This is a genomic window from Butyrivibrio sp. WCD2001 (genome assembly GCF_000424485.1).
Taxonomy (GTDB): domain Bacteria; phylum Bacillota; class Clostridia; order Lachnospirales; family Lachnospiraceae; genus Butyrivibrio.
Genome location: NZ_AUJZ01000004.1, coordinates 102,377 through 126,521 on the forward strand (window position 1 = coordinate 102,377; position 24,145 = coordinate 126,521).

A 24,145-nucleotide genomic window follows, 5' to 3' on the forward strand; every position below is an offset into this window, starting at 1 on the left:
CACTTCGTGCCACCTTCCCCCCTAGGGGAAGGCTTTTAAAATTGTGCGTAGACGAAGCTTCTGATTTCTTCTCCGGCTCCGTATTTTCCGAATATCAATATTACAAGTGCGAGGAAAACAAACACCGCACCTCTGGTAATGTCTCCCCATCTTGCGGACATGGTTTCAGGCGGGATGGTGTCTTTCCTGTACGAAATGATATCCATAACTGTAAGGATAACCAGGGATAATCCTGCAATCCACCATTCTGTCTGCACGAGTCCCAGCATTGGTCCGTCCTCAAAGGAAAGCCCAGTTCTAATTCCTGCTGTACCCACAAAAGGAATCATCCCTTTGATATACGAAGCGGCAACGCTCATATCCGGAGCTCTGAAAAAGATCCAGGCAAAGGATACCAGAATAAAGCTTATAATTCGTCCGAGCATTCCTTTTACAAGAAATGCCGCTTTGCTCTTTCTCAAAAAGCTTGAAAGTACATTCATAACTCCGTGGAAAATTCCCCAGATTATGAAAGTAAGTCCTGCTCCGTGCCACATACCGCACACAAAGAAAACCACCAAGGTGTTAAAGGCTTTTCTGGCACCGCCCCTGCGATTTCCTCCAAGCGGAATATAGATGTAATCCTTTAGGAAATTACTTAGCGAAATATGCCAGCCTCGCCAGAATTCCACTATATTCTCCGTAAGATAAGGCGTCCTGAAATTCTGTGTAAGTTCTATTCCGTACAGCGCGGAGATTCCTATCATGATGTTGGTATAGCCTGCGAAGTCGCAGTATATCTGCATCGTATATAAAAGTGAAACCAGCATAAGAGTCAGAAAGCCATATTCCGACGGATTTTCAAAGGCAGCGTCAACGGGAATTCCTATCCTGTCGGCAATAACCATCTTCATGAAAAGTCCCCAAATAAGATATGACAGCGCGCGAATTGTCCTGTCAAAGTCAAAAAGCTTTACGCTCTCCGTCTTCTTAATCTCCTCAAGGAATGCCCCTTCTCTTTCAATCGGGCCGCTCATCCACTTAGGAAACCACATCATGTAAAGCGCATAGATAAACGGATTCTTCTGTAATGTAGTTTTTCCCATTGAAACGTCGGCAACATAGCTGATTGCCTGAAATGTATAAAAAGATAAACCTATCGGAAGTCCGAGCTCTGCCGCTTTTTCCGGAACAGATACTCCGACTAATGATGCTGCGATATAAAGATATTTCCAGCCAAAGAGAATAAGAGCAGGAATAGCTATGCCTATAGCAGTAGATATATGCGCAAGTTTCACCTCATCTCTTTTTTGATAATATGAAATCAATCCCCCGAAAAGGTATGAGATCACCGTAATAAAAAGGAGCACCGTAAGCCCGAATGCTTTTCCCTGCCAGTATATAAAAAATACACTCGCAGCAAGAAGCACCCACTTACGAAATCTCCCCGGTGTGATATGAAAAAGTAAAACCGATATGATTATAAAGCCAATAGTCGTAAGCTGAAAAAGCAAGTAAATTATCCCCCAATCTTAGCTGATAATTCGTCAAGAGTCATATGTGAAAGAGCCGGCGATGATCCCCAGGAATACTGGGATTTAAAATCATACTCACCGTCAGCTATCATAAGCTCGTCAAGAAAATAATGACCGTAATCATCCCCGAGCACATTCGAAAAGACAGCCCTGTAGTCCTCCTCAGAAACACTGCTTCCGTCTCCTGCCATAAATGAAGTTCCGTTTTCCACCGCAACATTATTTATCAGTTCCGGAACTTTGGTCTGTTCATTAACCCTGTAAAGATGCGACTCTATTCTGCCGCCGTTATTTGAAATAACATATTTTATAAAGAGATTCTTCTCAAGAAAAAGAGCTGCGTAAGTGCCCGGCATATATGAAGAATCATCGTCAGTTTCATCGACATAAATCTCAAAGGGCTCGGAGACAGCTTCACCTACATAGCTGCAGTAGAAAGCTCTCTTTCCGGAAACATCGTGCATTATAAGTTCCGAAATCCCATCCTTATCAATATCAATAAGAGAAAATCTGGCAAGGTCTCCGGATATATCCGTGTACAAAGAAGCACACTCATCCCTAAACTGAGTCGCCCTGCTTATGATACCTTCCTTGTATGCTGCACTTGCAAGGACTTCGCCCGGATCTACAACAGCTTGTTCTACAGGTTCTTCCTCAGTCGCCTCTATATTGTCTCCGGCAGATTCCTCTGTGATTGTCTCTTTCAGATCGTCATAGGAAGTCATGCCGGTACTATCACTCTTCCCCGGTCTGAACAGCAGAATAAGTACAGTGGCAAGTATTACTATTACCAGCACCGTGATGGCTATAAAAATTATGCGTCTTAGTTTTTTATTCTTCTTTATCGCCATTCCCAGCCCTCACCGGCAACCTCTGCCTTAAGCTCTTCCACGCCTGCGTCCCATGAACTGTAATATGCATCACCTCTGTGATCCGGAAGTTTTTCTTCGCCGTATCTGCTTCTTAAATCCTGCGCAAGGTATTTTGCAAACTGTGTGGCACCGTAATAATTCAGGTGCGAACTTCCATCTGCAAAATGCGTACCGCCCTCGTAGTCTATTCCAAGATCACCTATATGTTTAAAAGTATAGTCAAAATAAACATTGTCTATACCCTCGTTCTTTATCTCCGCCAGGTAATTCTCCAGCCAGTTGTACCTCAGGTCTTCCTCCTGGGTTACGCCCTCCTGCTGCCCTACATTCAGGTTATAGGGAACTATCGTAATGTACAGTTCTATTCCGTTTTTATATGTATAATCGATTATTTTTCTTAGGTATTTCTGAGATTTTTCGGAAGGTGCCTTAACATCAGTGGTATTTGGACTTGGTGTATTCACGGCAGCCATTTTAAAAGAAGGTGTATAACCCTTAAAAGAACTGTAGTCCTTACTCCATCCTTCCTTAAGTGTGGCAAGATCTCCTTCGGAATCGGCTCCATAATATGAGGAAAGATATTTCTTTTTCATATTCTCATCGCCATCAACCGCGGTCTCGACCATTTCAACTTTATTGAGGGAATATCTGATGCCGCAAAGCGCATCGTTCAGATAATAGTACTTATCGGCGTAGTTGTCCAGAAAGGCGCAGGGCGCAAAGAAGTCCAGCACCACAACCTTGGGCTTTTGATATTTACAGATCTCTCTAAGATAATAGTAGGAAATCCAAATCGCCTGCTCTGCAGAGGAATAGTCATAGGCACTGATTCCGTATTCCTCCCACATCTTATAGGTATTTATTCCGTAATTTACATGGCTTGATCCCAGCATAACCACATCTATGCTGTCCCTCGGCTGGCAGTACATGGCAAGTCCCTGCCGTATGCCACCGTTTGGTCTGTCTGTCACTATGCCACCTCCAAAGTTTACTGTACTTAATAGGCAGGTTATGGTCAAAAATGCAGCCATTAAAGATTTCATGGGAAAGTCCTCATTATCAGATTTGTAATGGATTAAACGCGCTTATATTGATTTTATAGCCGGGAAGGCTTTTTTACAACAAAAAGAAGCTCCGGCGTACCGGAGCTCCCCTCATCCGTCAGCTTCGCTGACACCTTCCCCCAGTGGGGGGAAGGCATTATGTATTCGCTGACACTTATAATATTACTTTGTCTCGCATTCTTCCGATAGCGTCCATAGCGAGTCTGGATCTCTCGCACTCTTCTGTAGACAGTGTAATCTGCCAGCAGAGTTCGGAGCCCTTCATGTGCTCGGAAGCATAGGATAGACCGTTTGTCCTCTCATCAAGGAAAGGTCTGTCTATCTGATTGGGATCTCCCAATAGAATTATCTTGGTATCCTTACCTGCTCTTGTGATGATGCCCTTCGCCTGAGCCGGCGTCATATTCTGTGCTTCGTCAATTATGAGGTAGGTCTTAAGGATTGAACGGCCTCGGATGAAATTAAGGGCTTCCGTCTGGACGATTCCTCTCTGAAAGATCTCATCCGTCTTATCCTGAAGTTCTTTCTCATCGTTATAGCGCTCTTCCTCGCTCGAATCGATGAGCTGTTCCAGGTTATCGATTATAGGTCTCATAAGAGGTCCTATCTTTTCCTGCTCATCGCCGGGCAAAAATCCGATGTCATCATCAAACTGGGAATTAGGTCTGCAGACAAGGATTCTCCTGTACTCTCCCGTAGGTCTGTTTATCATCTTCTCAAGGCCTACTGCCAGTGAATAGAAGGTTTTTGCTGTTCCTGCCATACCCTTAACTATAACCAGCGGTGCCTTGTCCGCGGGTTGCATTAGCGCCTCCTGAAGGAAGTACTGACCTGCGTTCCTGGGCGTTACGCCGTAGGGCTGCGCTTTTTCAAATTCAAGCTTTCTGATAACTCCGTGGTCGACTCTGCCCATCTGTGTCTTATTGGTGGACTGGTCGCTCTGAAGTACTACAAATTCATTCTCATAGAGTTCCGGCTTGATCTTATCTCCGTTTTCATCGCAGATATAAACTACATCAACCGGTACTCCCTTTCTTCTAAACTCTTTAAAATTCTCTTCCGGTGCGTATACCCTTATTCTTCCGGCATACTGATCGTCACCTGATACTACCTGTTCAGTTGTAAAGTCCTGAGCCTGGATCCCGAGGAGCTGTGCCTTTATTCGCATCAGAATATCCTTTGTTACAAGGATTACCTGCTCCTTATGTGTATCCGAAAGCCCTTTGCAAACTCTGAGAATACGGTTGTCGGATTTGTACTCCACCATATCCTTGGGAAGCTCTACATCCTTATAGTTTTTCTCTACCCTAAGGATCGCTCCGTCTTGCAGTTCTACTCCCTTTGTAAGATCTCCTTCCTTTCTCAGTTCTTCAAGTAACCTGATTACTTCTCGGACATTGGCACCGCGCTCACCCTCGTCGCGTTTGTGCGTATCCAATTCTTCAAGTACCACCAGCGGCAGGACAACATCGTTGTCATCGAAGCACCGCAGAGCATGTGGCGCCTGAATGAGGACATTAGTATCGAGTACATAGATTTTTTTCATGCACTTCCCCCCATCCTGTTTAGTTTAGACGTGTGATGCTATATCACAAAAAATGGTATAACCCTTACGTCTATGTAAGAATTATACCATATTTTGGGTTTGTTCATACTAAAAAATACTATAATTAGTGATTACCTGTTATCCAGCCACTGTCTGGTCTTGGCGTAAACATCCTTGAAATCACCTGAGTAATTCTCGCGAATTTTCTCGGTCGCCTCTATAAACGGCTTGAGATCCGGATATGTAACCTCAAGTCCAAGCTCCTCAAGCTTCTTAAAAATATCCTCTTCATTCTGATGAACCGCCTCGTGCTCTCCCTCCGCGGATACCTTGGCTGCAGCATCAATGACAGCTCTGTCCTCTTCGCTCAGACTGTTGTACACGCTTGTCCTCATAACCATGTTCCATAAATTATACGCATGATTGGTAACTGCAACATAATTCTGAATCTTATAGTATTCGTTTGTATAGAAGGTAGTTGCTGACCAGTCGGCTCCGTCAAAAGTCCTTCTGTTCAGATTGTCATATAGTTCAGAGCTCACATAACTGTAGGAGGTTGCTCCAAGCACTGAAAACATATCCATCAGAGTCTTGCTCTTAACGGTTCCTATTATTAGTCCCTTCATATCCTCGGGAGTATTGATCGGGCGAACGGAATTGGACAGATTTCTGAAGGATCCGCAGTAATGACTCAGCACTTTAAAGCCTCTTTTTTCCAGTTTGTCATCCACTTCTCTGTTGATATCACACTCAGAAAATTTCCATGCGGTCTCATGATCTGTGAAAAGATAAGGAAGTCCGGTTATTCCTTCCTCAGGAACTATATCAGTAAAATAGGGTGCAGCTATGATCGAAACATCGACCTTTCCTTTTTTCATATCATCATAGATAAGCAGCTGGTCCCCGTATTCATCCTGGTAATGAACATCGCATTTAACGCGCCCCTGCGTGCCGGTCTCAACATCAGATGCAAACTGCCTGACATAGTCGCATCTGAAGTCATCCCGGGGCATAGCTACACAAATTTTAATCGTGCTGACGCCGTCCGCCCCTGCAGAAGAGCCTTTGCAGCCTGCAAGTGCGAACGTACATAGAATAATTATAAAAGCCGGTATAATTACCTTTTTATATAATGTCAAAAGCCTTGTCATATATGGTTTCTCCATATTTTCCACTATCATTAATCTTAGGTAAACCATACCTTAAATGCAATTAATTTATTCTAAAAATATTATGATATAATGAGTTTATAAGTTATTATTTCCGTGGGGAGGAGCATAGAACTTTGGCGCTTTTTGGCAGAAAATATGATGATGAACTTGATAATAATTATGTGCCGCTCGAAGAGTTTGCTCCTACCATCAGCAGGCAGGAAGTGGTCAAGCGGAAAAAGCTCTCAGACCTCATTTCCCCTATTCGTGACATTCCCACAGCTTTAAGAGGAAGAAGAGACCAAATAGAAAGTGACCTTTCATCCTTTTCATCGGATCAGGATGAGAGCTTTGATGAACTCGAGGAAATGCTCTCCGACATCGTGGATGATACCAAGGGACATATAGACGATGTTGACACTTTAAACGAAACCATAGAAAAGGTACGCGAGGCTCTTTCATCCATAAAGGAGACAACCGATAATCTACCTGAGCTCCCCGACAATTCGGAGCTCAGCGATGAGATAGAGATTCCGCAGATAAACCTGCCAAAGCTCTCTGCCGAATATATGCCAGATTCCGAGCTTGTTGCGCAGATACGCAGCTACTCATCCTTTTCACACATATTAAAAAAATCCGTTGAGTACACACTCTCATCCCTCGATCAGTACCACAAGCAGGTACAAAGCCTTTCAAAGAAAAAAGAAATGCTCGAAGCCCTGGCATCGGAGGCTGATCTTCTGGCGCTTAATACAACTATAGATGCCACTCATATGAACGAAGAAAGCAGGGCCTTTTCCACGAAGGTTGCCGCTGAGGTTGGAGATCTGTCCAGGAAGATTCATGATATCTCTGCTGCCCTTGATGCAGAGCTCGGTGCATTGGAAAACGGCTTTAGGACCGTAAGGTCTTCCGTAAACACCATAGAATCCGCTCACAGGGATGCTTCCAGATACGCGGATATGTACTCATCTGCCAGTAACGAGTATTACAGACAGAGTACTAATTACACGAACATATTGATCCAAAGTCTTTCAAGACTCAATCAGGATTTCAGGGAGACACTTGATAAACAGGATGCTATTCAGGCTGATTACCTGAAAGCGTTGGAGGTTTTCAGATCTGATATAATGACCTCCGCCCGTGAGATACTATATAAGGGAAGCCGTATAGGAAGTGTTCTGGACGGCTGCATACGCGGCTCTGCTTCTCTTAAGGAAGAAATGACAGAAACTCTTGAGAATATTGATGAGCTTAAGTCTCTTCTTTCAGATGTGAGAAAAACCGATGCTATAAGAAAATCCAAATATTCATCAGCTTTGTTGAAAGCCTTTGACCAGGATATTGTCTGGCTGCACAATAAGATTGAGAGCGTCATGGAAGCAGCTGAAAACGAATCATAACACAAAAGAGCCGGTGGTAAAAACCATCGGCTCTTTCTCCCTCATAAATACATAAACCGCAGAACGATTTATTTAGCAGGTCCTGCCTGCACTAAAATATCTCACCCATCAATATAATTAGATTTTATCACACTTTCGCAATAATACAACCCGAAAAAAGTGATTTTAAGGCGTTTTTTATAATTTTTTAATAAACCAGTTTCCTCTCAGAACCTGATATACCTAGGTCTACCCGAACTTACCACGTAATCCTCTGCCCAAATATAAGCAACCAGTTTCCCATGGTAATAAAATTCACAGCGGTTTCCCTTTATCTCATCCATTACCAGTGTAATCGCATCAACCCTGATACAATCCTCGGAATTCTCATACCACAAGCCCTGAACATTCTGTGCATAGGTAATAACGAAATCCTTGAGCTCGCAATAGTGGAATCTGTCATAAGTGACAAGCATCCTGGACCTCTTACATTCGTCCGCGCCTGCCTTGGGTATTCTGGCTCCTATAATCTTAATCCTGCCGCTCTTCATTCGTCTGAAGGAAATCATAATCTCATAGCCGCCTTCAAGAGCCTGATAAAGCACAAAGGGATGTGTACTGCAGTAGAGTCTCTCACTGCCGTAGCCAAGCTTTCTTCGAAGGCTTGTGAGCGCTAGTCTGATTTTGGCTATAAACGCTTCATCCTCACTGTTTCTTCTGACCTGGAGTCTTAAGATAACCGCGTACTCTGCCTGCAAATAGTAATAATAGGCCTGTGATATGTCCGCCGTACCTCCGATTCCCTTTCGGTACATATCGCCAAGCTCATAGGCAGCCTCAGCAAATCTGCATCTGTAGTGGCCTTTTCCTTCACTTATGAACTTTTTAAGCTCCCGTCGGTATTCAGCACGCTTGGTTCTTCTGATGCCGACTCTTGATTCGTCCCGTTCTTTCATAGATGTTATAATATCACAGAAGGGGTTTCTTTACACCCTTGATTTTATTTCGTATAATTTCGTAAACGGATATGATAAATACATACTTACTTTTCATATCAAAAGGAGTTTATTTATGTCTGTAAAAAAGAAATTCTCGCACCTTGGTTTTTCAATTCTCTTTTATGTGGTTTTCTCCAATATACTCAGCGTAGTTGTTGTAGCTGCAGCAATGTTTATATATATCTTCGTTAATTACTTCTCGTATCTGAGCGCTTCCCCGCAAACAAGTGACGGTCTGAACATGGAGCTTTATATGCAGCTTATAGAACAATTCCGGACTAACACCACTCTCACAACCTTAATCACCATGTGCTCGGGATACCTTATTGCTGTTCCGATTTCAATAATCATCTTAAACGCTCCGGCTACCAGGGATCTTCTTCCACTTAAGGGTATGCAGTTTATGACTCCTGAGGAGAAGGCTCAGGGAAGGAAGCTTACCCCGGGAGAATTTTTCAGATTTATCATGTACATGTTTCCGCTTGGAATAATCGGCTCCCTTATAGGGCAGATACTTGCAGTAATAATGGGCAGCATTACCGGACAGGACATGACTGATGTTCTGTCATCCACTCTCACAAATATGTCACTTCCTATGGTCTTTCTTCTCAGCGTTGTACTTGCTCCGATTTTTGAAGAAATCATGTTCAGATACGCAGTGATCGGTTACTGCAGGCGCTATGGTGAATGGAATGCCATCATTATATCCGCGTTTATTTTCGGACTTATACACACCAATGTTTTCCAGTTCTTCTATGCTTTTGCGCTGGGAATTGTTTTTGGTTATGTATATATTTACACAAGGAAACTGATCTATACCATCATCATGCACTGTACCTTCAATTTCTTCGGAGCCTTTGTGCCGATGCTGATTGATCCCAATCTTTCACCCTCCAATACGGGTTCCATTATTTATTCCGTGATTCAGTACATCGTCGCTATAATAGGCCTTATCATGCTGTTTTTTTACGTAAAAAAAGGAAGTCTCCTACAGAATTCCCCAAATACTCCGATTCAGGACAAATTCTGTAAGGACTCCGTTTTAAATGTAGGAATGATAAGCCTCATCATCGCGTGCATTATCATAACTATACTGTTAAATTTTGCGATCTGATCTGTTTCTCTTTATGAAAAAAACAAGATTTTAGAGCATTTCTACAACTTCCTGTGAGAAGTCTGCATAGCCGTTTTTATATAATTCCTGCACAAATTCTACGGCTTTCTGACCGGATTCCTCAATCGGTACACCCTGACTGTAGATATACTCAACCTTGTTTCCGTTTGCCATAATAAAATTCACCTGTGTTCCAATAATCTGGCCATCGCCGACATCCATGCCGACTACTTCGACATCTGTAACTTCACGAACACGTCCTGCAGCAAATAATACTCTCATATTAACCTCCTTAATCAATCGTCATCAGAGTCATCCGCATCAAAGTTAATCTCCTTGAGACGTTGTGCCTGCTTGTAAATACCATCCAGGGATTCTCTGAAGCTTTCGAACTTCAAAACCGCCTCCTGAGCATTCTTTAGTCCGTCATTGGAAAGTGCAGCAACTTCTTCACTTGTGGCGGACAGATTAGAAATATTATCATTTATCTCATTTGTGGAATTATCAATCATCTCCATACTGGTTCCGATATCACTGATCTTATCAATCAGATCCTCGAAATTATGATTGATCGTCTCAAATGAGGAAGCGGTATCACGGATTACCTGATTCTGCAATTCCACGGACTCAACCGTATTATCTATACTCTCCATAGCCTTATTTGCATCTTCTGTAAGTTCACCGATAATTTTTGTAATCTCATTGGATGCATTATTAGTCTGCTCAGAAAGCTGTCTGATATCATCTGCAACAACCGCAAAGCCTTTTCCGGCTTCTCCCGCTCTGGCAGCCTCAATTGAAGCATTAAGTGCAAGGAGGTTCGTCTGTTTTGAAATAGCCATGATCGAACCAAGAATTTTCTGAACCTCTTCTACCTTGTTGAGAACAGCCTTAGTAGATTCGGCAGTAATCTGGCTGGCAGAGCGGACGCCTCTTGCCTTGTCTCTCAAAACTTCGATGGTCTGAGCCACTTCAGCAACCGTCTCCTTGGTACTCTGCGAAGCTTCTATCATCTGCTGTCTCTGAGAATCCGCAACCTGTGTCTGCTCTCTTATCTCTGCCACCTTCTGGGCTTCATCCGTTACGGCATTTGCGGTACTCTCTGTAGAGCTTGCTATATCCTTCATTCCGGAGCTTGTATTTTCAATAATCGACTCGAGTTCCGCTATAGTACCCTGAGCGCTGTCGAAATGCCTGGAAATACGTCTCGCGATTTTTCCCATATCATGACTTGCTGCTTCCTGAACCTTTACATTTTCCTGAATAGTATCAAAATGCTCCTCATTAAAGGCGTTCAAGAGGCTCATCGTATAATATGATGCCAGAATCGTAAGTATTGTAGCAATTCCGGTAAGTGCTATTTCTGTACCGCTTCTTTCCCCCTTCGAAAGGACTCTTAGGGCGGTGATGACATACATAAGCAGAATTACCGAACTTCCGCCTATTATAATGCGCTTGTTCATATAAAGAATTCCGCTTACAAGAATAGGAAGTCCGAAAATAACATAGTAGAGCTGACCTTCGACAGCCATTACAACAACGAAAGTAACCGTTGCACCAAGCATGATCATCGTAGAACCGATACGGCCTTCCCTAAACTTCGCCATCGCTACGCACATTACCGCAATACTTATCACAACGGAAGCTATTTCAAGAATTCTTCCGCCGGAAAAGCCTGCCGTAACACCCTCAAACAAAAAAGCGAGTGCACAAGTAGCCACAATAATTAGGCATACCGTAAACGCTCGCTGATTGGCACGGGAGAATTGGTTCTTATCCATATTGTCCTCCTGATATATAAATGCAAACAATTGTTACAAATACTCTCACACTTAATATTTTATCAGAATAGACGAAATTCAGTTCTAAATTTTTACTAAATAAGGATATTCTCTCTTTATAATTACTTTATAAATCGGACCTATTGCCTGTCATAATAAGCTTTGCCTGAGCAAATAAAATAGGTTCTGATGTATCCGTCTGTGGAAACAAAGGCGATTTCATTGGTTGATTCAAGATAATAAATATCATCACCGTCCTCGGCTTCAGTCTTGTGAAGAGCCTCCGGATTGTTTATAAGAGCATTGGCTCCTTCAAGATATTCTTCCTCTGAAGAAAAGCCCATTTCCGCCCCATGCTTTTCGAAATGGCCGGATAAGCGGTCAGGATAGCGGAAGTTGTAGGTTTTCCCATCACGCTCTTCAATTGCTGATATAGCAGCCTCTGCTGCACTTTTGGCATCGCTTTTTGCATCGTCTGTAAGGAGCTGCGCTGAATTTTCCGCAGGCTCGTAGCTTGAAAGCTCAGAGCTGCTACTTCCGGCATTATTCCCCTCATTCGATGGACCAAACTGGGGATACATTATCATATACATCACGCAGATGATAAAAAGAACCATTATCCCCATGTAGTAGCTCTTTGATTTTTTTCTGCGCGGTTTTCTATTTAGACGATTATCCATTACTCTAATCTCCAACAAAACCTAAGTCATTTATTTATATACAAATTCGCGCTGTATAACAAAGCTAAGCAAAAACAATACGGTGTCCACCGGGATTTTCACATATACTTCCGGAGCCGATTCAAAGAAGCCGTGAATAAAGGTAACTCCGTAGCCGCTAAGCAGCATTATAATAACGGCAAGCAGCAGATATTTGGCTGCAGCAAGGAATTTGTTTCCTCTCCCCTTAAATACCACCTTGTAATTAACCATAAAATTGTAGGTGGCGGATATCACTCTTGCCAGTATCGTAGAAAGCAGAATATATCCTATAAAAAGATCCTCGACATTCCTGAAAAGTCTGCAAAACAGAGCAAACATAAGCATATCTATTACACTCGATGAAAGCGAGGAAATAATAAACTTAAAGAACACCGCATAAATAATAAGCGAATCCTTTATTGGTCTGAAATGGCTGGATTTATTTTCCTCAATATAAATTGTCTGTATATCCACCTGCCTTATCGGAATCCCCAGATAACCGGTGGCTAAGAGCATATTTGTCTCAAACTCAAAACGCTCACCCTTTTCATTCAAAAGGTAGCGCATAAATCCCGCAGGAATCGCACGCAGACCGGTCTGTGTATCAGTCACCTTTACTCCGGTCAGGACACCCATCACCTTGCTGGTGGTTTTATTTCCAAACACGGATCTCGCGGGAATTCCGCCCTCATCAAAATTTCGGCACCCTAAAATCAGAGCATCGCTGTTTTCCAAAAGCTCTCTCTTGACCCTTGTGATATCTGTCGTTGTATGCTGTCCGTCGGAATCAGCGGTTATGACTCCTATCATATCGGGATACTCATTCAAGCAGTAATTGAAGGCATCCTTCAGTGCTCTTCCCTTACCCATATTGACTGCATGTCGAAGGACAACTGCCCCATATTCAGACTTGGCCGTCTCAAAGAGTTGTCCATAGGTATCCTTATCCGAGCCGTCATCCACTATTACAACAGGTTTAAGCTCCGATGCTTTCAGGTCGGAAAGAAGCTTTATTAACTTTTCATCCGGCTCATAGGCCGGGATTATAATCGGTATTGTCTTATTTTCCATATTTAATATAAATAAACAGGGTATAGTTTAATATCGTTTCCTGATTTTTCTATCCTGTATATCTTCCAGAATTTAAAATATTCCTCACCTTCCGTGATGGTGTTAAAAGTTTCTGCCATAGTCTCTTCCCCAACAGAGGGTGCTTCCGCAAAGAGATACTCAGCATGACTGCTTGATATTTTTTCACATATAGTGGCTACTGTATCAGCCTCTGTAAGTGTATCATATACTGCCGGAACAGGCGATGCTTCCTTGCTTATATAGGTATCATGTACCCAGTGATTGGATTCACCGCTCCTAAGATTAAGCACTCTGTGTCCCCAGAGGTCTCTGTGTCCGTAAACTGCTTCGATAAACATCTCTCCGCCATCGTCTATCATATCGCCGTTGTACGTCTTATTCTCGGCAAGTTCTGTTCTATATCCCGCAAGATACTTATACATACCCTTATAATCTGTTGTCAGAAGCACAAAAGCTGCGAACGCGATGTAAATCAGAAGCGCTTTTTTATTGTTATCCGGATCATCGGATTTTTCCGAAAGCTTCTCATATCTTCTCGCCTTCGTAAAAGCCATTCCCGCAAGCAGATATATGCCGCCTATAGTAAAAGGTGCCCCATATCTTGCTATCGAATTTGTCATAGCAAAGGCATCAAGATACTGATCCTCAGCCTGAAAAAGCGAAATATGTGCAATGAAAATAATTGCATGTGAAATAATCGCTGATATCAAAAGGAAAATTCCTATCGGCTTCGCCTGCTCCCTTGCTATTATTCCCTTTTTTACCATAACAATAAAAGCAGCAAAGATAAGGATTATCACCGCGCCTATCGGAAGGTCAAAGGTTATATTGTGATCAGCATGCATCGGCATGGTCCAAAGCCCGAGGAAAAAGTATCTGGCTTTATCAAGTGCATTAGCGGGGACAGAATAGGAACCTGTTGCCATTTTTATTCCAAGTCCCGTAGCCTTGGCCACTCTCCTGTTTATCAGGCAGAACAGAAGCCAGCTTCCGTAAAAGGATGCCGAAAAAAGTGACGCGAAGATTATTCCTCTCTCTTTGTATCCAAGCATAAAATAGAACAAAAGTGCAAAGAGTGCCCACTCGATACCGACAGATTTCGTAAGGAACAGCACCGCTGCATATAACGCAATCCTTCCGTAATAGAAAAGACTTGCGTGGTCTCTTTTGTCCCAGATGGCATACAGCAGAGCCCCATATATGATGCCCATAGTGATATCAGCCGGGGTTCCGTAAAAGATAATCCCGTTTACAATTCCCGGGACCATAAATGCAAGCAGAGTTGCCGGCGCTGAAAGCTTGTCCCTCACTGCTTTTACAAGAGGCATAAGGAAAACTGCGTTTAACGCAAAATAGCCGGCAAACTGGAGTCCTTCAATATATCTGCCCGGACTTATCTGCAGGAAGACCCATTTAAACAGTGATGTTACCGGCGGATAATCTCCGAATTCCGGTGAAACATTGCCGTATTTTCCGGGAAACCTGTTCACATAAAATAACTGTTTAGCATCAGATGACCAGAAATTGATATCATCCCACCAGGTGAAAATCTGGTCCTTTGTAAGATAGGTAACAGCTGTCAAAACAAGGATAAAGGTAATTACAGAGGGTTTAAAGAATACCTTTAAACATCTTCGAAATACCCTTTTCTTGCTGTTAATGTTCACAACCTTGGATGCAAGCGATGCCTCCTTTATACAGTGCTCTGCATAAATAATCAGCACAAAAAAGGCTATTATCAAAAGAGCTATTACATAAATAGCCCTCATTTCCCCAATTACAGCCAGAAGGTACAATGCAAGTATCTGCATTGCACCTGTCATGGCTATGGTATCGCATATGCTCTCTTTGAATTTAACGGCAAGAACAGATGCCGTCAGAAAAAATGCTGTTGGAATTAGCAGCCACATGTGTATGTCTCCAGATTATAGTTTAAACAAAGTACCGATAATTCCTCGGCCGAGGCTTGCTCCGATGTTGCCTCCAAGTGTCTTTCCGAACTTTCCGAAGCCCTTGCCGGCAGCTTTACCTACTTCACGTCCCACTGTGCCGCTCACGGTTGAAGCAACGGATTTTGCAGCGCGCTTCTTTGCAGCTTCTGCCTTCTGCTTTTCACGCTCCTCTTCTTTTGCCTTGGCTGCCTCTTCTTTCTCCTTTGCTTTAGCAGCCTCTGCCTCGGCTTTAGCCTTAGCAGCTTCCTCTGCGAGCATTACTCCCTTTCTCTGAAGCATTTCATACGCAGAATCGGAATCTACTGCATTTGCATATTTACTGTAGAGAAGGCTTCCCTTTATTGCGCTGTCTCTCTCAGAGTCGTCAATTCCTCCGATTTTACTCATAGGAGGAAGAATAAATGCACGTCTGACAACTCCCGGCGTACCGTTCTCATCAAGGAAGGACACAACAGCCTCTCCCGTTCCAAGTTCCATGATAGCATCATAAGTCTTAAACTCGGGATTCTCCCTGAAGGAATCCGCAGCGGCCTTAACAGCCTTCTGATCTGCGGGAGTATAAGCATGAAGCGCATGCTGTATTTTATTTCCAAGCTGTGCAAGAACTCCGTCCGGAATATCTCTCGGATTCTGAGTGATGAAATAAACACCGACTCCCTTGGAGCGAATAAGTTTTACGACCTGCTCTATCTTATCAAGAAGGGCCTTGGAGGTGTCCTTGAAAAGAAGGTGCGCTTCATCAAAGAAGAATACCATCTTGGGCTTCTCCATATCTCCCACCTCGGGAAGCGTCTCAAAAAGCTCTGAGAGCATCCAGAGAAGGAAGGTTGAATATAAAACGCCATTATTTATAAGGCTCTCGGAATCAAGAATATTGATCATTCCCTTTCCGTTTGTATCTGTTGTAAACCAGTCTGTGAGATTAAGCGCAGGCTCTCCGAAGAAAGTCTCGGCTCCCTGTGTCTCCAATGCAACAACGCTTCTTAAGATCGCGCTTATGGATACGGGACTCATCTTACCGTACTTGGCGGCATATTCCTTATTGTTCTCTGAGAGTTCATTTAAAAGAGCCTTCAGGTCTTTGGTATCAAACAGAAACCACCCGTTATCATCCGCTATTTTGAATGCAATTGTGAGGATATCGCTCTGAAGATCGTTAAGTCCAAGAATTCTGGACAAAAGAATAGGTCCCATCTCAGAAACAGTGGTGCGAAGCTGAATTCCCTTCTCTCCGAAAAGATCCCAGAAAGTAACAGGATACTTTTTGTATTCGTAGCCTGTTCCTGCAAGAGAAAATCTCTCTATTCTCTCTTCCATTCCTGAGCCTTCGCGGATCATTCCTGCAAGATCGCCCTTAACATCGGCCAGAAATACCGGAACACCCATATCGGAGAAGGATTCCGCAAGAACCTTAAGTGTAACCGTTTTACCTGAACCGGTTGCGCCTGCAATCAGTCCGTGTCTGTTTGCCATCTTCGGCAAAAGGCATAAATCATCCCCATTGTCTGCTTTTGCTACCCACACCTTACTGTCTTTAAACATTTCCATACCCTCCAACGTTATGCTTAAATTCAATCTACTTACTATTTTAACTACAAATCTTCAGCAAAACAACAAACATAAACAATTTTTGATTAATTGAAAAAACCGGTAGTCTTACGACTACCGGCTGTTTCTGAAGTTTAAATTATTTCTTATTAACAAGATCCTTAAGAGCCTTACCAGCCTTGAACTTAGGAGCTACAGAAGCGGGAATCTTGATGCTCTCGCCAGTCTGAGGGTTCTTACCTGTTCTAGCTGCTCTCTTTGTGGTCTCGAAAGTACCAAAGCCAACAAGCTGAACCTTATCCTTCTTCTTAAGCTGCTTTGAAACAACGTCAACGAAAGCCTTTACAGCCTTCTCAGAATCCTTCTTAGAAAGACCTGTCTCCTTTGCAATTGCTTCTACTAATTCTGTCTTGTTCATAATTGTTTTCCTCCAAATATAAGAAAATTTAACTACATTGACTATACTAGCACCCAAAAAGCCTAAAAACAAGCCTTTTTTGACAAAAAAAGTCGGATTTTTCCGTATTTAAGCCGTTTTTAGTGATATCTGTCAAAAAAGTCTGATTATTCTTGTGAAAAACAGATATTGAAACTTGCAAAATAAGGTGATTCAAGGGTTTTCAGAAGGTGGGATTACTCTTTACCGCTCCAACAATAGGTACACAGCTTGCAGGGTTCGATCGGTATAGCCTCCACCATGTCATCCAGTCTGTGGTAATGAAGGGATGTGAAATTAAGCTCTTTCCTTATCTCCTCAAGCATAGCCTCGTACTGGGGAGAATCGGGATCGGTATACTTACGTACAGTCTCTTCACCCGGCTTCGGATATCCTTCAAGCTTCTCAATGACGCGTCTTGTGATAAGCTCCATCTCCGAATTCGAACGGGAGAAATTCAGGTACTTGCAGCCGTAAATAAGCGGAGGACATGCAGGTCTTATATGAACTTCTTTTGCACCGCTCTTGTAAAGGAACTCAGTTGTCTCACGAAGCTGAGTACCCCTTACTATCGAGTCATCTATAAGAAGAAGACTCTTATTATTTATCAACTGATTAACGGGAATTAGTTTCATCTTGGCGATGAGGTCACGTCTTGACTGAATTGTGGGCATAAATGATCTCGGCCAGGTGGGTGTGTATTTTACAAACGGTCTTGAATACGGGATTCCAGAAGCATTCGAATATCCGATGGCATGAGCAACTCCGGAGTCAGGTACCCCTGCAACAAGGTCGGGATGCAGTCCCCTTTGCATATCACGCTGAGCAAGCTTTTTTCCGCAGCCGTATCTGATATTCTCAACACTTAGTCCCTCATAGGTCGAAGCAGGAAATCCGTAATAGATCCACAGAAAGGTACAGATACGCATTTCATCAAAGGCCGGAGCTACTATCTCTACACTTTCGGGTGTGATGAAAGCAATCTCTCCGGGGCCGAGTTCCCTGTAGGGATCATAACCCAGATTCAGATATGAAAAGCTCTCAAAGCATACACAATATCCCTCATCCTTATGGCCGATTTCAACCGGTGTTCTACCGAATCTATCTCTGGCTGCATAAATGCCCTCCGGAGTCATAAGGAGCATTGTGAGCGATCCCTTAATTATCTCCTGCGCATATCTAATGCCCTCAACAATCGTAACCTTCTGATTAATGATGGAAGCAACAAGCTCTGTGGGGTTTATATCGCCACCGCTCATCTCAAGGAAATGCGATCTGTTGTCCGCAAATAGCTTATTGGTAATCTCTTCAATGTTGTTGATCTTACCGACCGTAGTTATGGCATAAGTGCCATGGTGAGAACGAACAATGAGAGGCTGCGGCTCAAAATCGGAAATACAGCCGATTCCGAGATGTCCCTCCATTTTTAACATATCCTCTTCAAATTTAGGTCTGAAATACGATCTCTCGATATTATGTATGGAACGATCGAAGCCCTTCTTCCTGTCATATACAGCGAGACCTGCCCGGCGAGTGCCGAGGTGAGAATGATAATCAGTTCCGTAGAACAGATCAAAAACTGCGCTTTCACGCGATGCTACGCCAAAAAAACCACCCATGGAAACCTCCCGATAATGATTATTTAAACACTACGTGTTCAATAATATCATAAAGGAAGTTCCATGTGTGGCTAAAATTTAGTTTTATTTTTTAAACGTTACAGTATATCGTTTCTCTTTACATAGGCAGGTGTAACCGAATCAGAAACTACTCTCTTCACGTTTCTTATATCAGCCCACTTATCTATTACAGCATTCTCGATATGCACGCCATCAGCGATGTTATTGTAAGCAAGAACAATTGAATTTCTTACTACCGCATTCTTACCGATGTGAACATTACGTCCGATTATGGAGTTCTCAACAGTTCCTTCGATGAGCGATGCATTACATATCATAGAATTTGTAACCTTCGCGCCGTGGAAATACTGAGTAGGACATGCATCTGTAGTTCTTGTATAAATAGGCCACTCAGGTCTGAAGAATTCCATTGCAGTACCATAATCAAGAAGCTCCATGTTAGCTCTGTAATAATCATCGAGACTAGTTATCGCTGCGAAGAAACCTCTGTGCTGGAATCCTCTTATATCGAGATCCTTGCATGAAAGGGCGATCATATCAGCCAGAGAATATGCAGAGGATTCTTTTCTTGACTTCTTAATGAGATCAATGAAAATCCCCTTCTTCATAACATAGGTATCCATGCTGATATTTCTTTCCTTAGCCGTACCCATGTTGCGCTCGATTGACTCGATACCCTTCTGCTTATTAAGAGTCACTGTATTGCAAGCTCTGTAATATTCCTTAGCCTGATCTACTTTGTGATAGAGAAGTGTAATATCTGTCCCTGATGCTACGTGCTCATCAAGGAGTGCCTGATAATCCTGCTTGTAGATCATATAGCTTGGAGCAACAACAACGTAGTCCTGAGGCATACGCTCGATCTGCTCCATATTCTCAATATAGGCATTGATATCAGTGTTGTAAATTGAGCTTGCGCCATTGTTCTGCGTAAAGAACATCTGGATTGCACCACGTTTGGAGTTGATGTTGTAGTGACGTCCGGAGCCGATGTGCTCAACTATTGATCTGGGTCTGCTGTTGAGGCATACCTGAATTCTGTCGAATCCACTGTTACTCATGTTGGAAATAGGAAAATCGATTACACGAAATCTTCCAAGGAATGAAAAAGCTCCTATAGGTCTGTAATCATGAAGTCCCTCAACGCGAATATAATTAGCGGCGGAATTGATCACGCCAAATGCCTTATTTTCCATTATTTATCATCCCCCTTTACACTTTTTGCAACAAGGAGGATTTCCTCGCTCTTTTTGCTTCCGACAACAGCATTCTTGCCAATGCGTACCCCCTCTGCCACAAGGCATCTGGTAACCGTAGCACCTTCCAGGACTGAAGCATTAGGCATAAGAACAGAGTCTATAACCTTTGCTCCGGGTCCGATCTTTGCTCCGGCAAAAATAACTGAGTTCTTAACCTCTCCTCCGATAGCAGAACCCTGATTGATATAAGCTCTGTCAATCTTGGCCGTTTCTGCGATATATGCAGGTGTCATTCCGACATCCTCTGAATAAATCTTCCAGGATGTATCATCAAGATTAAGCTCGTTCTCACTGTCAAGAAGATCCATATTAGCTTCCCAAAGAGAATCGATTGTTCCGACATCCTTCCAGTAACCGGAGAACTCATAAGCATAAAGTCCCTTGCCTTCATTGAGCATTACAGGGATAAAGTCCTTACCAAAGTCATGGCTGGAATCAGGATTCTTCATATCCTCGATAAGCATCTTGCGCATGGTCTTCCAGTTGAAGATATAGATACCCATGGAAGCCAGATTGCTCTTAGGCTTAGCGGGCTTTTCCTCGAACTCTATAATGCGTCCGTTGCCATCAGTGTTCATGATACCAAAACGGCTTGCTTCCTTCTTCGGAACGCCGCGAACAGCGATGGTCGCATCTGCCTTATGCTCTTTGTGGAATCTGAGCATCTTATCATAATTCATTTTGTAGATGTGATCTCCGGAAAGAACAAGAAGGTACTCCGGATCGTATGCATCGATGAAATCAATATTCTGTGAAATTGCATCAGCGGTTCCGCGATAAACATCGAGTCCGGAATCTGCCTTTTCTCTCGGAGTCAGAACGAATACTCCGCTGTCCTTTGTATCCAGTCCCCAACGTCCGCCGGCTGCAACATAACTGTTGAGAAGTACCGATTCGTACTGAGTAAGGACTCCGACAATATCAATTCCACTGTTCGCACAGTTACTAAGCGGAAAATCAATAATGCGGTATTTTCCTCCGTATGCTACAGCAGGTTTTGCAACCTTGTTTGTGAGCTCGTGGAGTCGGCTTCCCCTGCCACCTGCAAGGATCATAGCCAGCATATTAGTCTGAGCCATATTGTATATTCCCCTCTCTATATTTATAAAAACTTTATAACTTATATTCTAAGTGTTTTGCACAATGTTTTCAATGAAAAATCGTGCTTTTCGGCCATTTTTGACAAAAAAACCGGAGAATTTACACTCCGGTTTTCATATCAATCATGTTTGCATAAAATGATCACTTATATAATGCGTCTATCTGTTCCTGTAAAACAGCCGTAACATCATCAATCCCCTCAAGTGCAAGCTCATCCTGCATTTTTGTCACGATATCTTCAGCTGTACCATCATACTTTCCGTAAGAAATCTGTTTCATATAACTATTGTAAATTTCATTACACTTTTCTATCTTGCCTTCTATCTCGGTTTCATCCGGAACAAACTGCCCATAGGGATAGTCAATCTTCTTTTTCTCATAGGCTGTGTAAAGCTCATCTACCGTATCCCAGTTGGTCTTTGCGTCGCGAATCTCATTATTGTCGTTTCTGCCCCACCAGAAGTTGGTTATGTCATATATATTGTCAGCTTCCGGATTATAGCCTTCAGGCTGATCGCGAAGCCCCTGCTCGTTTATCGAATAAGAAACTCCCTCTATTCCATAGCATATCAGTCTATAGCAGACAGGATCGTTTCGCAAAAGATCATATACCATAAGTGCTCGCTCGGGATTTTCAGATGCCGCCGAAACCGCCATGGCACCGTGAGTGATAATCTGTGCAACAAGGTTCCCGTTTTCCTGCCCAAAGTAAAAGAATCCTGAGCTTGCATCCGGATTGTCCTGATATAGAATATTTTCACCCGTCTTTGAGCAAAGATTTACATAGGTCTGTGTGTGATGCTGTTCCAGTGCAACCTGTCCTTTTCTGTATTCCTCGCGATTATCAGCGCTGCTGTTCGTCATAACATCCGAAGGCCACACTCCCCTGGCATCCCACTCTTTCATGAGCCTTGCATATTCAATAAGCATATCCGTATCCTGCATTGCAGGAACATATAATGTATAAGGATCTTCCAATGTCCCGCCCCACAGATTGGATGAGCACAGCCCCTGAATAGGTACATAATCGCTATGAGAAACTATCCATCCCTCTGCCATATTAAGATACTGGGTACCATCAGCATCCCATACTTCCTTAAGTTCAGGATGAATACTCCTGACATTCTCCAGATACCTGGTTAACTCTTCCCAGTTTGTAATGCCATCTTCCAGCCCCAGTTCCTTGGCAAAATCCATGCGATAGATAAATCCATGGTTTGTCCACTGGGTATAATTATCCTCGGGCATAAAGTAAATGTCGTCATTGTACTTGCACATATCCCAATGTTCAGGTGTAACTGACTCATAGGTAAGGGGCGCATATTTTTTCAGCATATTTTCCGACAGAGGTAAAAAGACACCTTTTTTAACATTGATCCATCCGTCAAGCCAGTCTGTCGAGGCTCCCACCAGATCTACGCTTCCATCAAGCAATGCCAGCTTCTCATTATAGTTTTCGAGGTAGTTATCCCATTCCACAAAATCAATATTAAGCTCTGCATTGACCTTTTCATTAAGTGTCTCATTAAGCTCAGCTATGGTCTCCCTGAGTCTTTCAGCCGCTTCTCCAACCGGCTTATCTCCTGTCGTAAGATAAGTTATGACAACATGCTCCGAGGTATCAATACCTGAAGTATCAAAACCGCCCTCTTCTTCACTCTCTGTAAGTGAAATGCCGGCAGTCCCGTTCTGCATTTCTTCGGACACAACAAAACCTCCCTCCTGCTCTGAAGCAGTAGGCTCGGCAGGCTCATTCGGAGGAACCGCTTCATTACACCCTGCCGTACCGAGCACAAGTATTAAGCTGATAATTGCGGAAAGTGCCCGTCTACTCATAAAAACACCCCTGGTTACGTAAACTACATATACAATTTAATTATGACATAAAACAGCGATGGGAATTATTATATTTATATAAAAAACAGCCATCCTTTCGTAAAGGAAGAATAGCTGTTTCCCATAGTATTCAATTAAATTCGCAGGCGATATAGGCCACTCCGTTTGCATCCTCGTAGCAGGCAATTCCTATCTGCGTGGACTTGCTCAAAAGATTTGCCCTGTGAGACGGGCTGCGATACCAGGCCGCCATTATATTCAGCGTTCCTTTTTTCTCATCATTGTCCGCGCGTGCAAGATTTTCGCCATAGATGCCGGAACCAACTGTATACCATGCGCTTCCGTCAGGTCTCGTGTGATCGAATCTCGCCGGCAGTTCGCTTGCTCTGATAGCTGCGGACTGGTTAAGCGAATCCGATACAGCAAAAGCAGGAAGCCCTAATTCACCTCTGAGCGCATTCATGTAGGCAACCACCTCACCGGTATTTACCGTCTTTGCCCTCGCGGTGATACCGCCCGATACAAAAATCATAACTGTGATACACAAAATAAAATGAAGCTTAAGTAGCCTGATCCTTGTTATACTCATATTCAATTTCCCCCTCAACAAAATAATAATCTCCATGTAGGCGACCATATTTTTATAAATATATTATCGTACAAAAATTTCAAAAAAATTATAAAATTCCTGTAAATTTTTGCCGAATTATATCATTTTCATGATTATATACAATAAATAGTCGGATAATTGACAATTTTTAGAAAAAATTTCACTTGATTTTAATAATACTTGATAGTCTGCTTCCTTTGTGGTAATGTATATGTAGTTTTAAATACTACATGAGATAGTTATTTTTATTATCTCATTGTGGATTGCATATTGGAGGAAGGTATGACAGCAAAAGAGTTAAAGAGTTTTTTCAAAGAACACCTCGTTCCATCCAAACTGTACAAGATTGGTAAAGAGCGTGACGGCAGAGTGTGTCTGACCAAGAATAAAGAATTTTGGGAAGTGTATTTTCTGGATCATAAGAAAAAGATCGGTCTTATGAGATATACCGATGAGAATAGTGCATGTCTTTCCATGATGAATGAGCTCAGAAAAATAATGGAAAGTTTTTACGAGATAACCTGGAAACCAACCAGAGCATAATAAAA

General features: G+C 42.8%; 21 protein-coding genes. 3 read left to right on the forward strand and 18 right to left on the reverse strand.

Annotated elements, in window-relative coordinates:
• Positions 1 to 35: 35 nt before the first annotated feature.
• From G630_RS0103565 to G630_RS0103585, 5 genes are all read right to left on the reverse strand, one after another.
• The gene (locus G630_RS0103565) at positions 36 to 1,493 is read right to left on the reverse strand and encodes an MBOAT family O-acyltransferase (protein WP_026497781.1); all 1,458 of its coding nucleotides are present in this window, start codon (positions 1,491 to 1,493) and stop codon (positions 36 to 38) included.
• A 5-nt stretch (positions 1,494 to 1,498) separates the two neighbouring features.
• Complete coding sequence (locus G630_RS0103570) at positions 1,499 to 2,365, reverse strand: hypothetical protein (RefSeq protein WP_026497782.1); 867 nt, start codon at positions 2,363 to 2,365, stop codon at positions 1,499 to 1,501.
• The gene (locus G630_RS0103575) at positions 2,356 to 3,429 is read right to left on the reverse strand and encodes a hypothetical protein (protein ID WP_026497783.1); all 1,074 of its coding nucleotides are present in this window, start codon (positions 3,427 to 3,429) and stop codon (positions 2,356 to 2,358) included. The genes G630_RS0103570 and G630_RS0103575 overlap by 10 nt, the downstream gene beginning before the upstream one ends.
• 175 nt (positions 3,430 to 3,604) lie before the next feature.
• Positions 3,605 to 4,996: a PhoH family protein gene (locus G630_RS0103580; RefSeq protein WP_026497784.1), complete on the reverse strand. Its 1,392-nt coding sequence runs from the start codon at positions 4,994 to 4,996 to the stop codon at positions 3,605 to 3,607.
• Between the two features lie 131 nt (positions 4,997 to 5,127).
• A complete protein-coding gene (locus tag G630_RS0103585) occupies positions 5,128 to 6,147 on the reverse strand; it encodes a TRAP transporter substrate-binding protein (protein WP_026497785.1) in 1,020 nt (339 codons plus the stop codon).
• 134 nt (positions 6,148 to 6,281) lie between these two features.
• On the opposite strand from G630_RS0103585, the gene G630_RS0103590 reads away from it, so the two are divergent.
• A complete protein-coding gene (locus G630_RS0103590) occupies positions 6,282 to 7,550 on the forward strand; it encodes a hypothetical protein (protein ID WP_026497786.1) in 1,269 nt (422 codons plus the stop codon).
• Between the two features lie 206 nt (positions 7,551 to 7,756).
• Here G630_RS0103590 and G630_RS0103595 read toward each other — a convergent pair whose 3' ends face one another.
• On the reverse strand, positions 7,757 to 8,485 hold the full coding sequence (locus tag G630_RS0103595) for an SEL1-like repeat protein (protein ID WP_022761427.1): 729 nt from the start codon (positions 8,483 to 8,485) through the stop codon (positions 7,757 to 7,759).
• A gap of 115 nt (positions 8,486 to 8,600) precedes the next feature.
• Here G630_RS0103595 and G630_RS0103600 point away from each other — a divergent pair, with 115 nt between their 5' ends.
• Complete coding sequence (locus tag G630_RS0103600; RefSeq protein WP_026497787.1) at positions 8,601 to 9,641, forward strand: CPBP family intramembrane glutamic endopeptidase; 1,041 nt, start codon at positions 8,601 to 8,603, stop codon at positions 9,639 to 9,641.
• A 30-nt stretch (positions 9,642 to 9,671) separates the two neighbouring features.
• On the opposite strand, the gene G630_RS0103605 is transcribed toward G630_RS0103600, so the two are convergent.
• The 12 genes from G630_RS0103605 to G630_RS20555 all read right to left on the reverse strand — a co-directional run bounded on the left by G630_RS0103605 (position 9,672) and on the right by G630_RS20555 (position 23,576).
• Positions 9,672 to 9,923, reverse strand: coding sequence for a hypothetical protein (locus G630_RS0103605; RefSeq protein WP_022761425.1), 252 nt, complete (start codon positions 9,921 to 9,923; stop codon positions 9,672 to 9,674).
• Positions 9,924 to 9,937: 14 nt separating this feature from the next.
• A complete protein-coding gene (locus tag G630_RS0103610) occupies positions 9,938 to 11,422 on the reverse strand; it encodes a methyl-accepting chemotaxis protein (protein WP_026497788.1) in 1,485 nt (494 codons plus the stop codon).
• A gap of 140 nt (positions 11,423 to 11,562) precedes the next feature.
• The gene (locus G630_RS20550) at positions 11,563 to 12,102 is read right to left on the reverse strand and encodes a hypothetical protein (protein WP_022761423.1); all 540 of its coding nucleotides are present in this window, start codon (positions 12,100 to 12,102) and stop codon (positions 11,563 to 11,565) included.
• A gap of 30 nt (positions 12,103 to 12,132) precedes the next feature.
• On the reverse strand, positions 12,133 to 13,194 hold the full coding sequence (locus tag G630_RS0103620; protein WP_026497789.1) for a glycosyltransferase family 2 protein: 1,062 nt from the start codon (positions 13,192 to 13,194) through the stop codon (positions 12,133 to 12,135).
• A 2-nt stretch (positions 13,195 to 13,196) separates the two neighbouring features.
• Positions 13,197 to 15,125, reverse strand: coding sequence for a hypothetical protein (locus G630_RS0103625; RefSeq protein WP_026497790.1), 1,929 nt, complete (start codon positions 15,123 to 15,125; stop codon positions 13,197 to 13,199).
• Positions 15,126 to 15,140: 15 nt separating this feature from the next.
• Entirely contained in the window at positions 15,141 to 16,709 is a 1,569-nt protein-coding gene (locus tag G630_RS0103630) for a helicase HerA-like domain-containing protein (protein WP_026497791.1), read from the reverse strand.
• Positions 16,710 to 16,854: 145 nt separating this feature from the next.
• Positions 16,855 to 17,133, reverse strand: coding sequence for an HU family DNA-binding protein (locus G630_RS0103635; RefSeq protein WP_022761419.1), 279 nt, complete (start codon positions 17,131 to 17,133; stop codon positions 16,855 to 16,857).
• 215 nt (positions 17,134 to 17,348) lie between these two features.
• Positions 17,349 to 18,770, reverse strand: coding sequence for an amidophosphoribosyltransferase (locus tag G630_RS0103640; protein WP_022761418.1), 1,422 nt, complete (start codon positions 18,768 to 18,770; stop codon positions 17,349 to 17,351).
• 98 nt (positions 18,771 to 18,868) lie between these two features.
• On the reverse strand, positions 18,869 to 19,987 hold the full coding sequence (gene glgD / locus G630_RS0103645; RefSeq protein ID WP_022761417.1) for a glucose-1-phosphate adenylyltransferase subunit GlgD: 1,119 nt from the start codon (positions 19,985 to 19,987) through the stop codon (positions 18,869 to 18,871).
• On the reverse strand, positions 19,987 to 21,129 hold the full coding sequence (locus G630_RS0103650) for a glucose-1-phosphate adenylyltransferase (protein WP_022761416.1): 1,143 nt from the start codon (positions 21,127 to 21,129) through the stop codon (positions 19,987 to 19,989). Before G630_RS0103650 ends, glgD begins: the two co-directional genes overlap by 1 nt.
• Before the next feature lie 163 nt (positions 21,130 to 21,292).
• Positions 21,293 to 22,987, reverse strand: coding sequence for a DUF3502 domain-containing protein (locus G630_RS0103655; RefSeq protein WP_026497792.1), 1,695 nt, complete (start codon positions 22,985 to 22,987; stop codon positions 21,293 to 21,295).
• A 130-nt stretch (positions 22,988 to 23,117) separates the two neighbouring features.
• Entirely contained in the window at positions 23,118 to 23,576 is a 459-nt protein-coding gene (locus G630_RS20555; RefSeq protein WP_049946072.1) for a CAP domain-containing protein, read from the reverse strand.
• A 303-nt stretch (positions 23,577 to 23,879) separates the two neighbouring features.
• On the opposite strand from G630_RS20555, the gene G630_RS0103665 reads away from it, so the two are divergent.
• Entirely contained in the window at positions 23,880 to 24,140 is a 261-nt protein-coding gene (locus tag G630_RS0103665) for a hypothetical protein (protein WP_022761413.1), read from the forward strand.
• Positions 24,141 to 24,145: the final 5 nt, after the last annotated feature.

Bases quoted from the DNA above. Each gene is read 5' to 3' on its own strand.
- G630_RS0103570 (WP_026497782.1), bottom strand. From the start codon at position 2,365: ATGGCGATAAAGAAGAATAAAAAACTAAGACGCATAATTTTTATAGCC.
- G630_RS0103575 (WP_026497783.1), bottom strand. From the start codon at position 3,429: ATGAAATCTTTAATGGCTGCATTTTTGACCATAACCTGCCTATTAAGT.
- G630_RS0103580 (WP_026497784.1), bottom strand. From the start codon at position 4,996: ATGAAAAAAATCTATGTACTCGATACTAATGTCCTCATTCAGGCGCCA.
- G630_RS0103585 (WP_026497785.1), bottom strand. From the start codon at position 6,147: ATGACAAGGCTTTTGACATTATATAAAAAGGTAATTATACCGGCTTTT.
- G630_RS0103595 (WP_022761427.1), bottom strand. From the start codon at position 8,485: ATGAAAGAACGGGACGAATCAAGAGTCGGCATCAGAAGAACCAAGCGT.
- G630_RS0103600 (WP_026497787.1), top strand. From the start codon at position 8,601: ATGTCTGTAAAAAAGAAATTCTCGCACCTTGGTTTTTCAATTCTCTTT.
- G630_RS0103605 (WP_022761425.1), bottom strand. From the start codon at position 9,923: ATGAGAGTATTATTTGCTGCAGGACGTGTTCGTGAAGTTACAGATGTC.
- G630_RS0103610 (WP_026497788.1), bottom strand. From the start codon at position 11,422: ATGGATAAGAACCAATTCTCCCGTGCCAATCAGCGAGCGTTTACGGTA.
- G630_RS20550 (WP_022761423.1), bottom strand. From the start codon at position 12,102: ATGGATAATCGTCTAAATAGAAAACCGCGCAGAAAAAAATCAAAGAGC.
- G630_RS0103620 (WP_026497789.1), bottom strand. From the start codon at position 13,194: ATGGAAAATAAGACAATACCGATTATAATCCCGGCCTATGAGCCGGAT.
- G630_RS0103625 (WP_026497790.1), bottom strand. From the start codon at position 15,125: ATGTGGCTGCTAATTCCAACAGCATTTTTTCTGACGGCATCTGTTCTT.
- G630_RS0103630 (WP_026497791.1), bottom strand. From the start codon at position 16,709: ATGTTTAAAGACAGTAAGGTGTGGGTAGCAAAAGCAGACAATGGGGAT.
- G630_RS0103635 (WP_022761419.1), bottom strand. From the start codon at position 17,133: ATGAACAAGACAGAATTAGTAGAAGCAATTGCAAAGGAGACAGGTCTT.
- G630_RS0103640 (WP_022761418.1), bottom strand. From the start codon at position 18,770: ATGGGTGGTTTTTTTGGCGTAGCATCGCGTGAAAGCGCAGTTTTTGAT.
- glgD (WP_022761417.1), bottom strand. From the start codon at position 19,987: ATGGAAAATAAGGCATTTGGCGTGATCAATTCCGCCGCTAATTATATT.
- G630_RS0103650 (WP_022761416.1), bottom strand. From the start codon at position 21,129: ATGGCTCAGACTAATATGCTGGCTATGATCCTTGCAGGTGGCAGGGGA.
- G630_RS0103655 (WP_026497792.1), bottom strand. From the start codon at position 22,987: ATGAGTAGACGGGCACTTTCCGCAATTATCAGCTTAATACTTGTGCTC.
- G630_RS20555 (WP_049946072.1), bottom strand. From the start codon at position 23,576: ATGAGTATAACAAGGATCAGGCTACTTAAGCTTCATTTTATTTTGTGT.
- G630_RS0103665 (WP_022761413.1), top strand. From the start codon at position 23,880: ATGACAGCAAAAGAGTTAAAGAGTTTTTTCAAAGAACACCTCGTTCCA.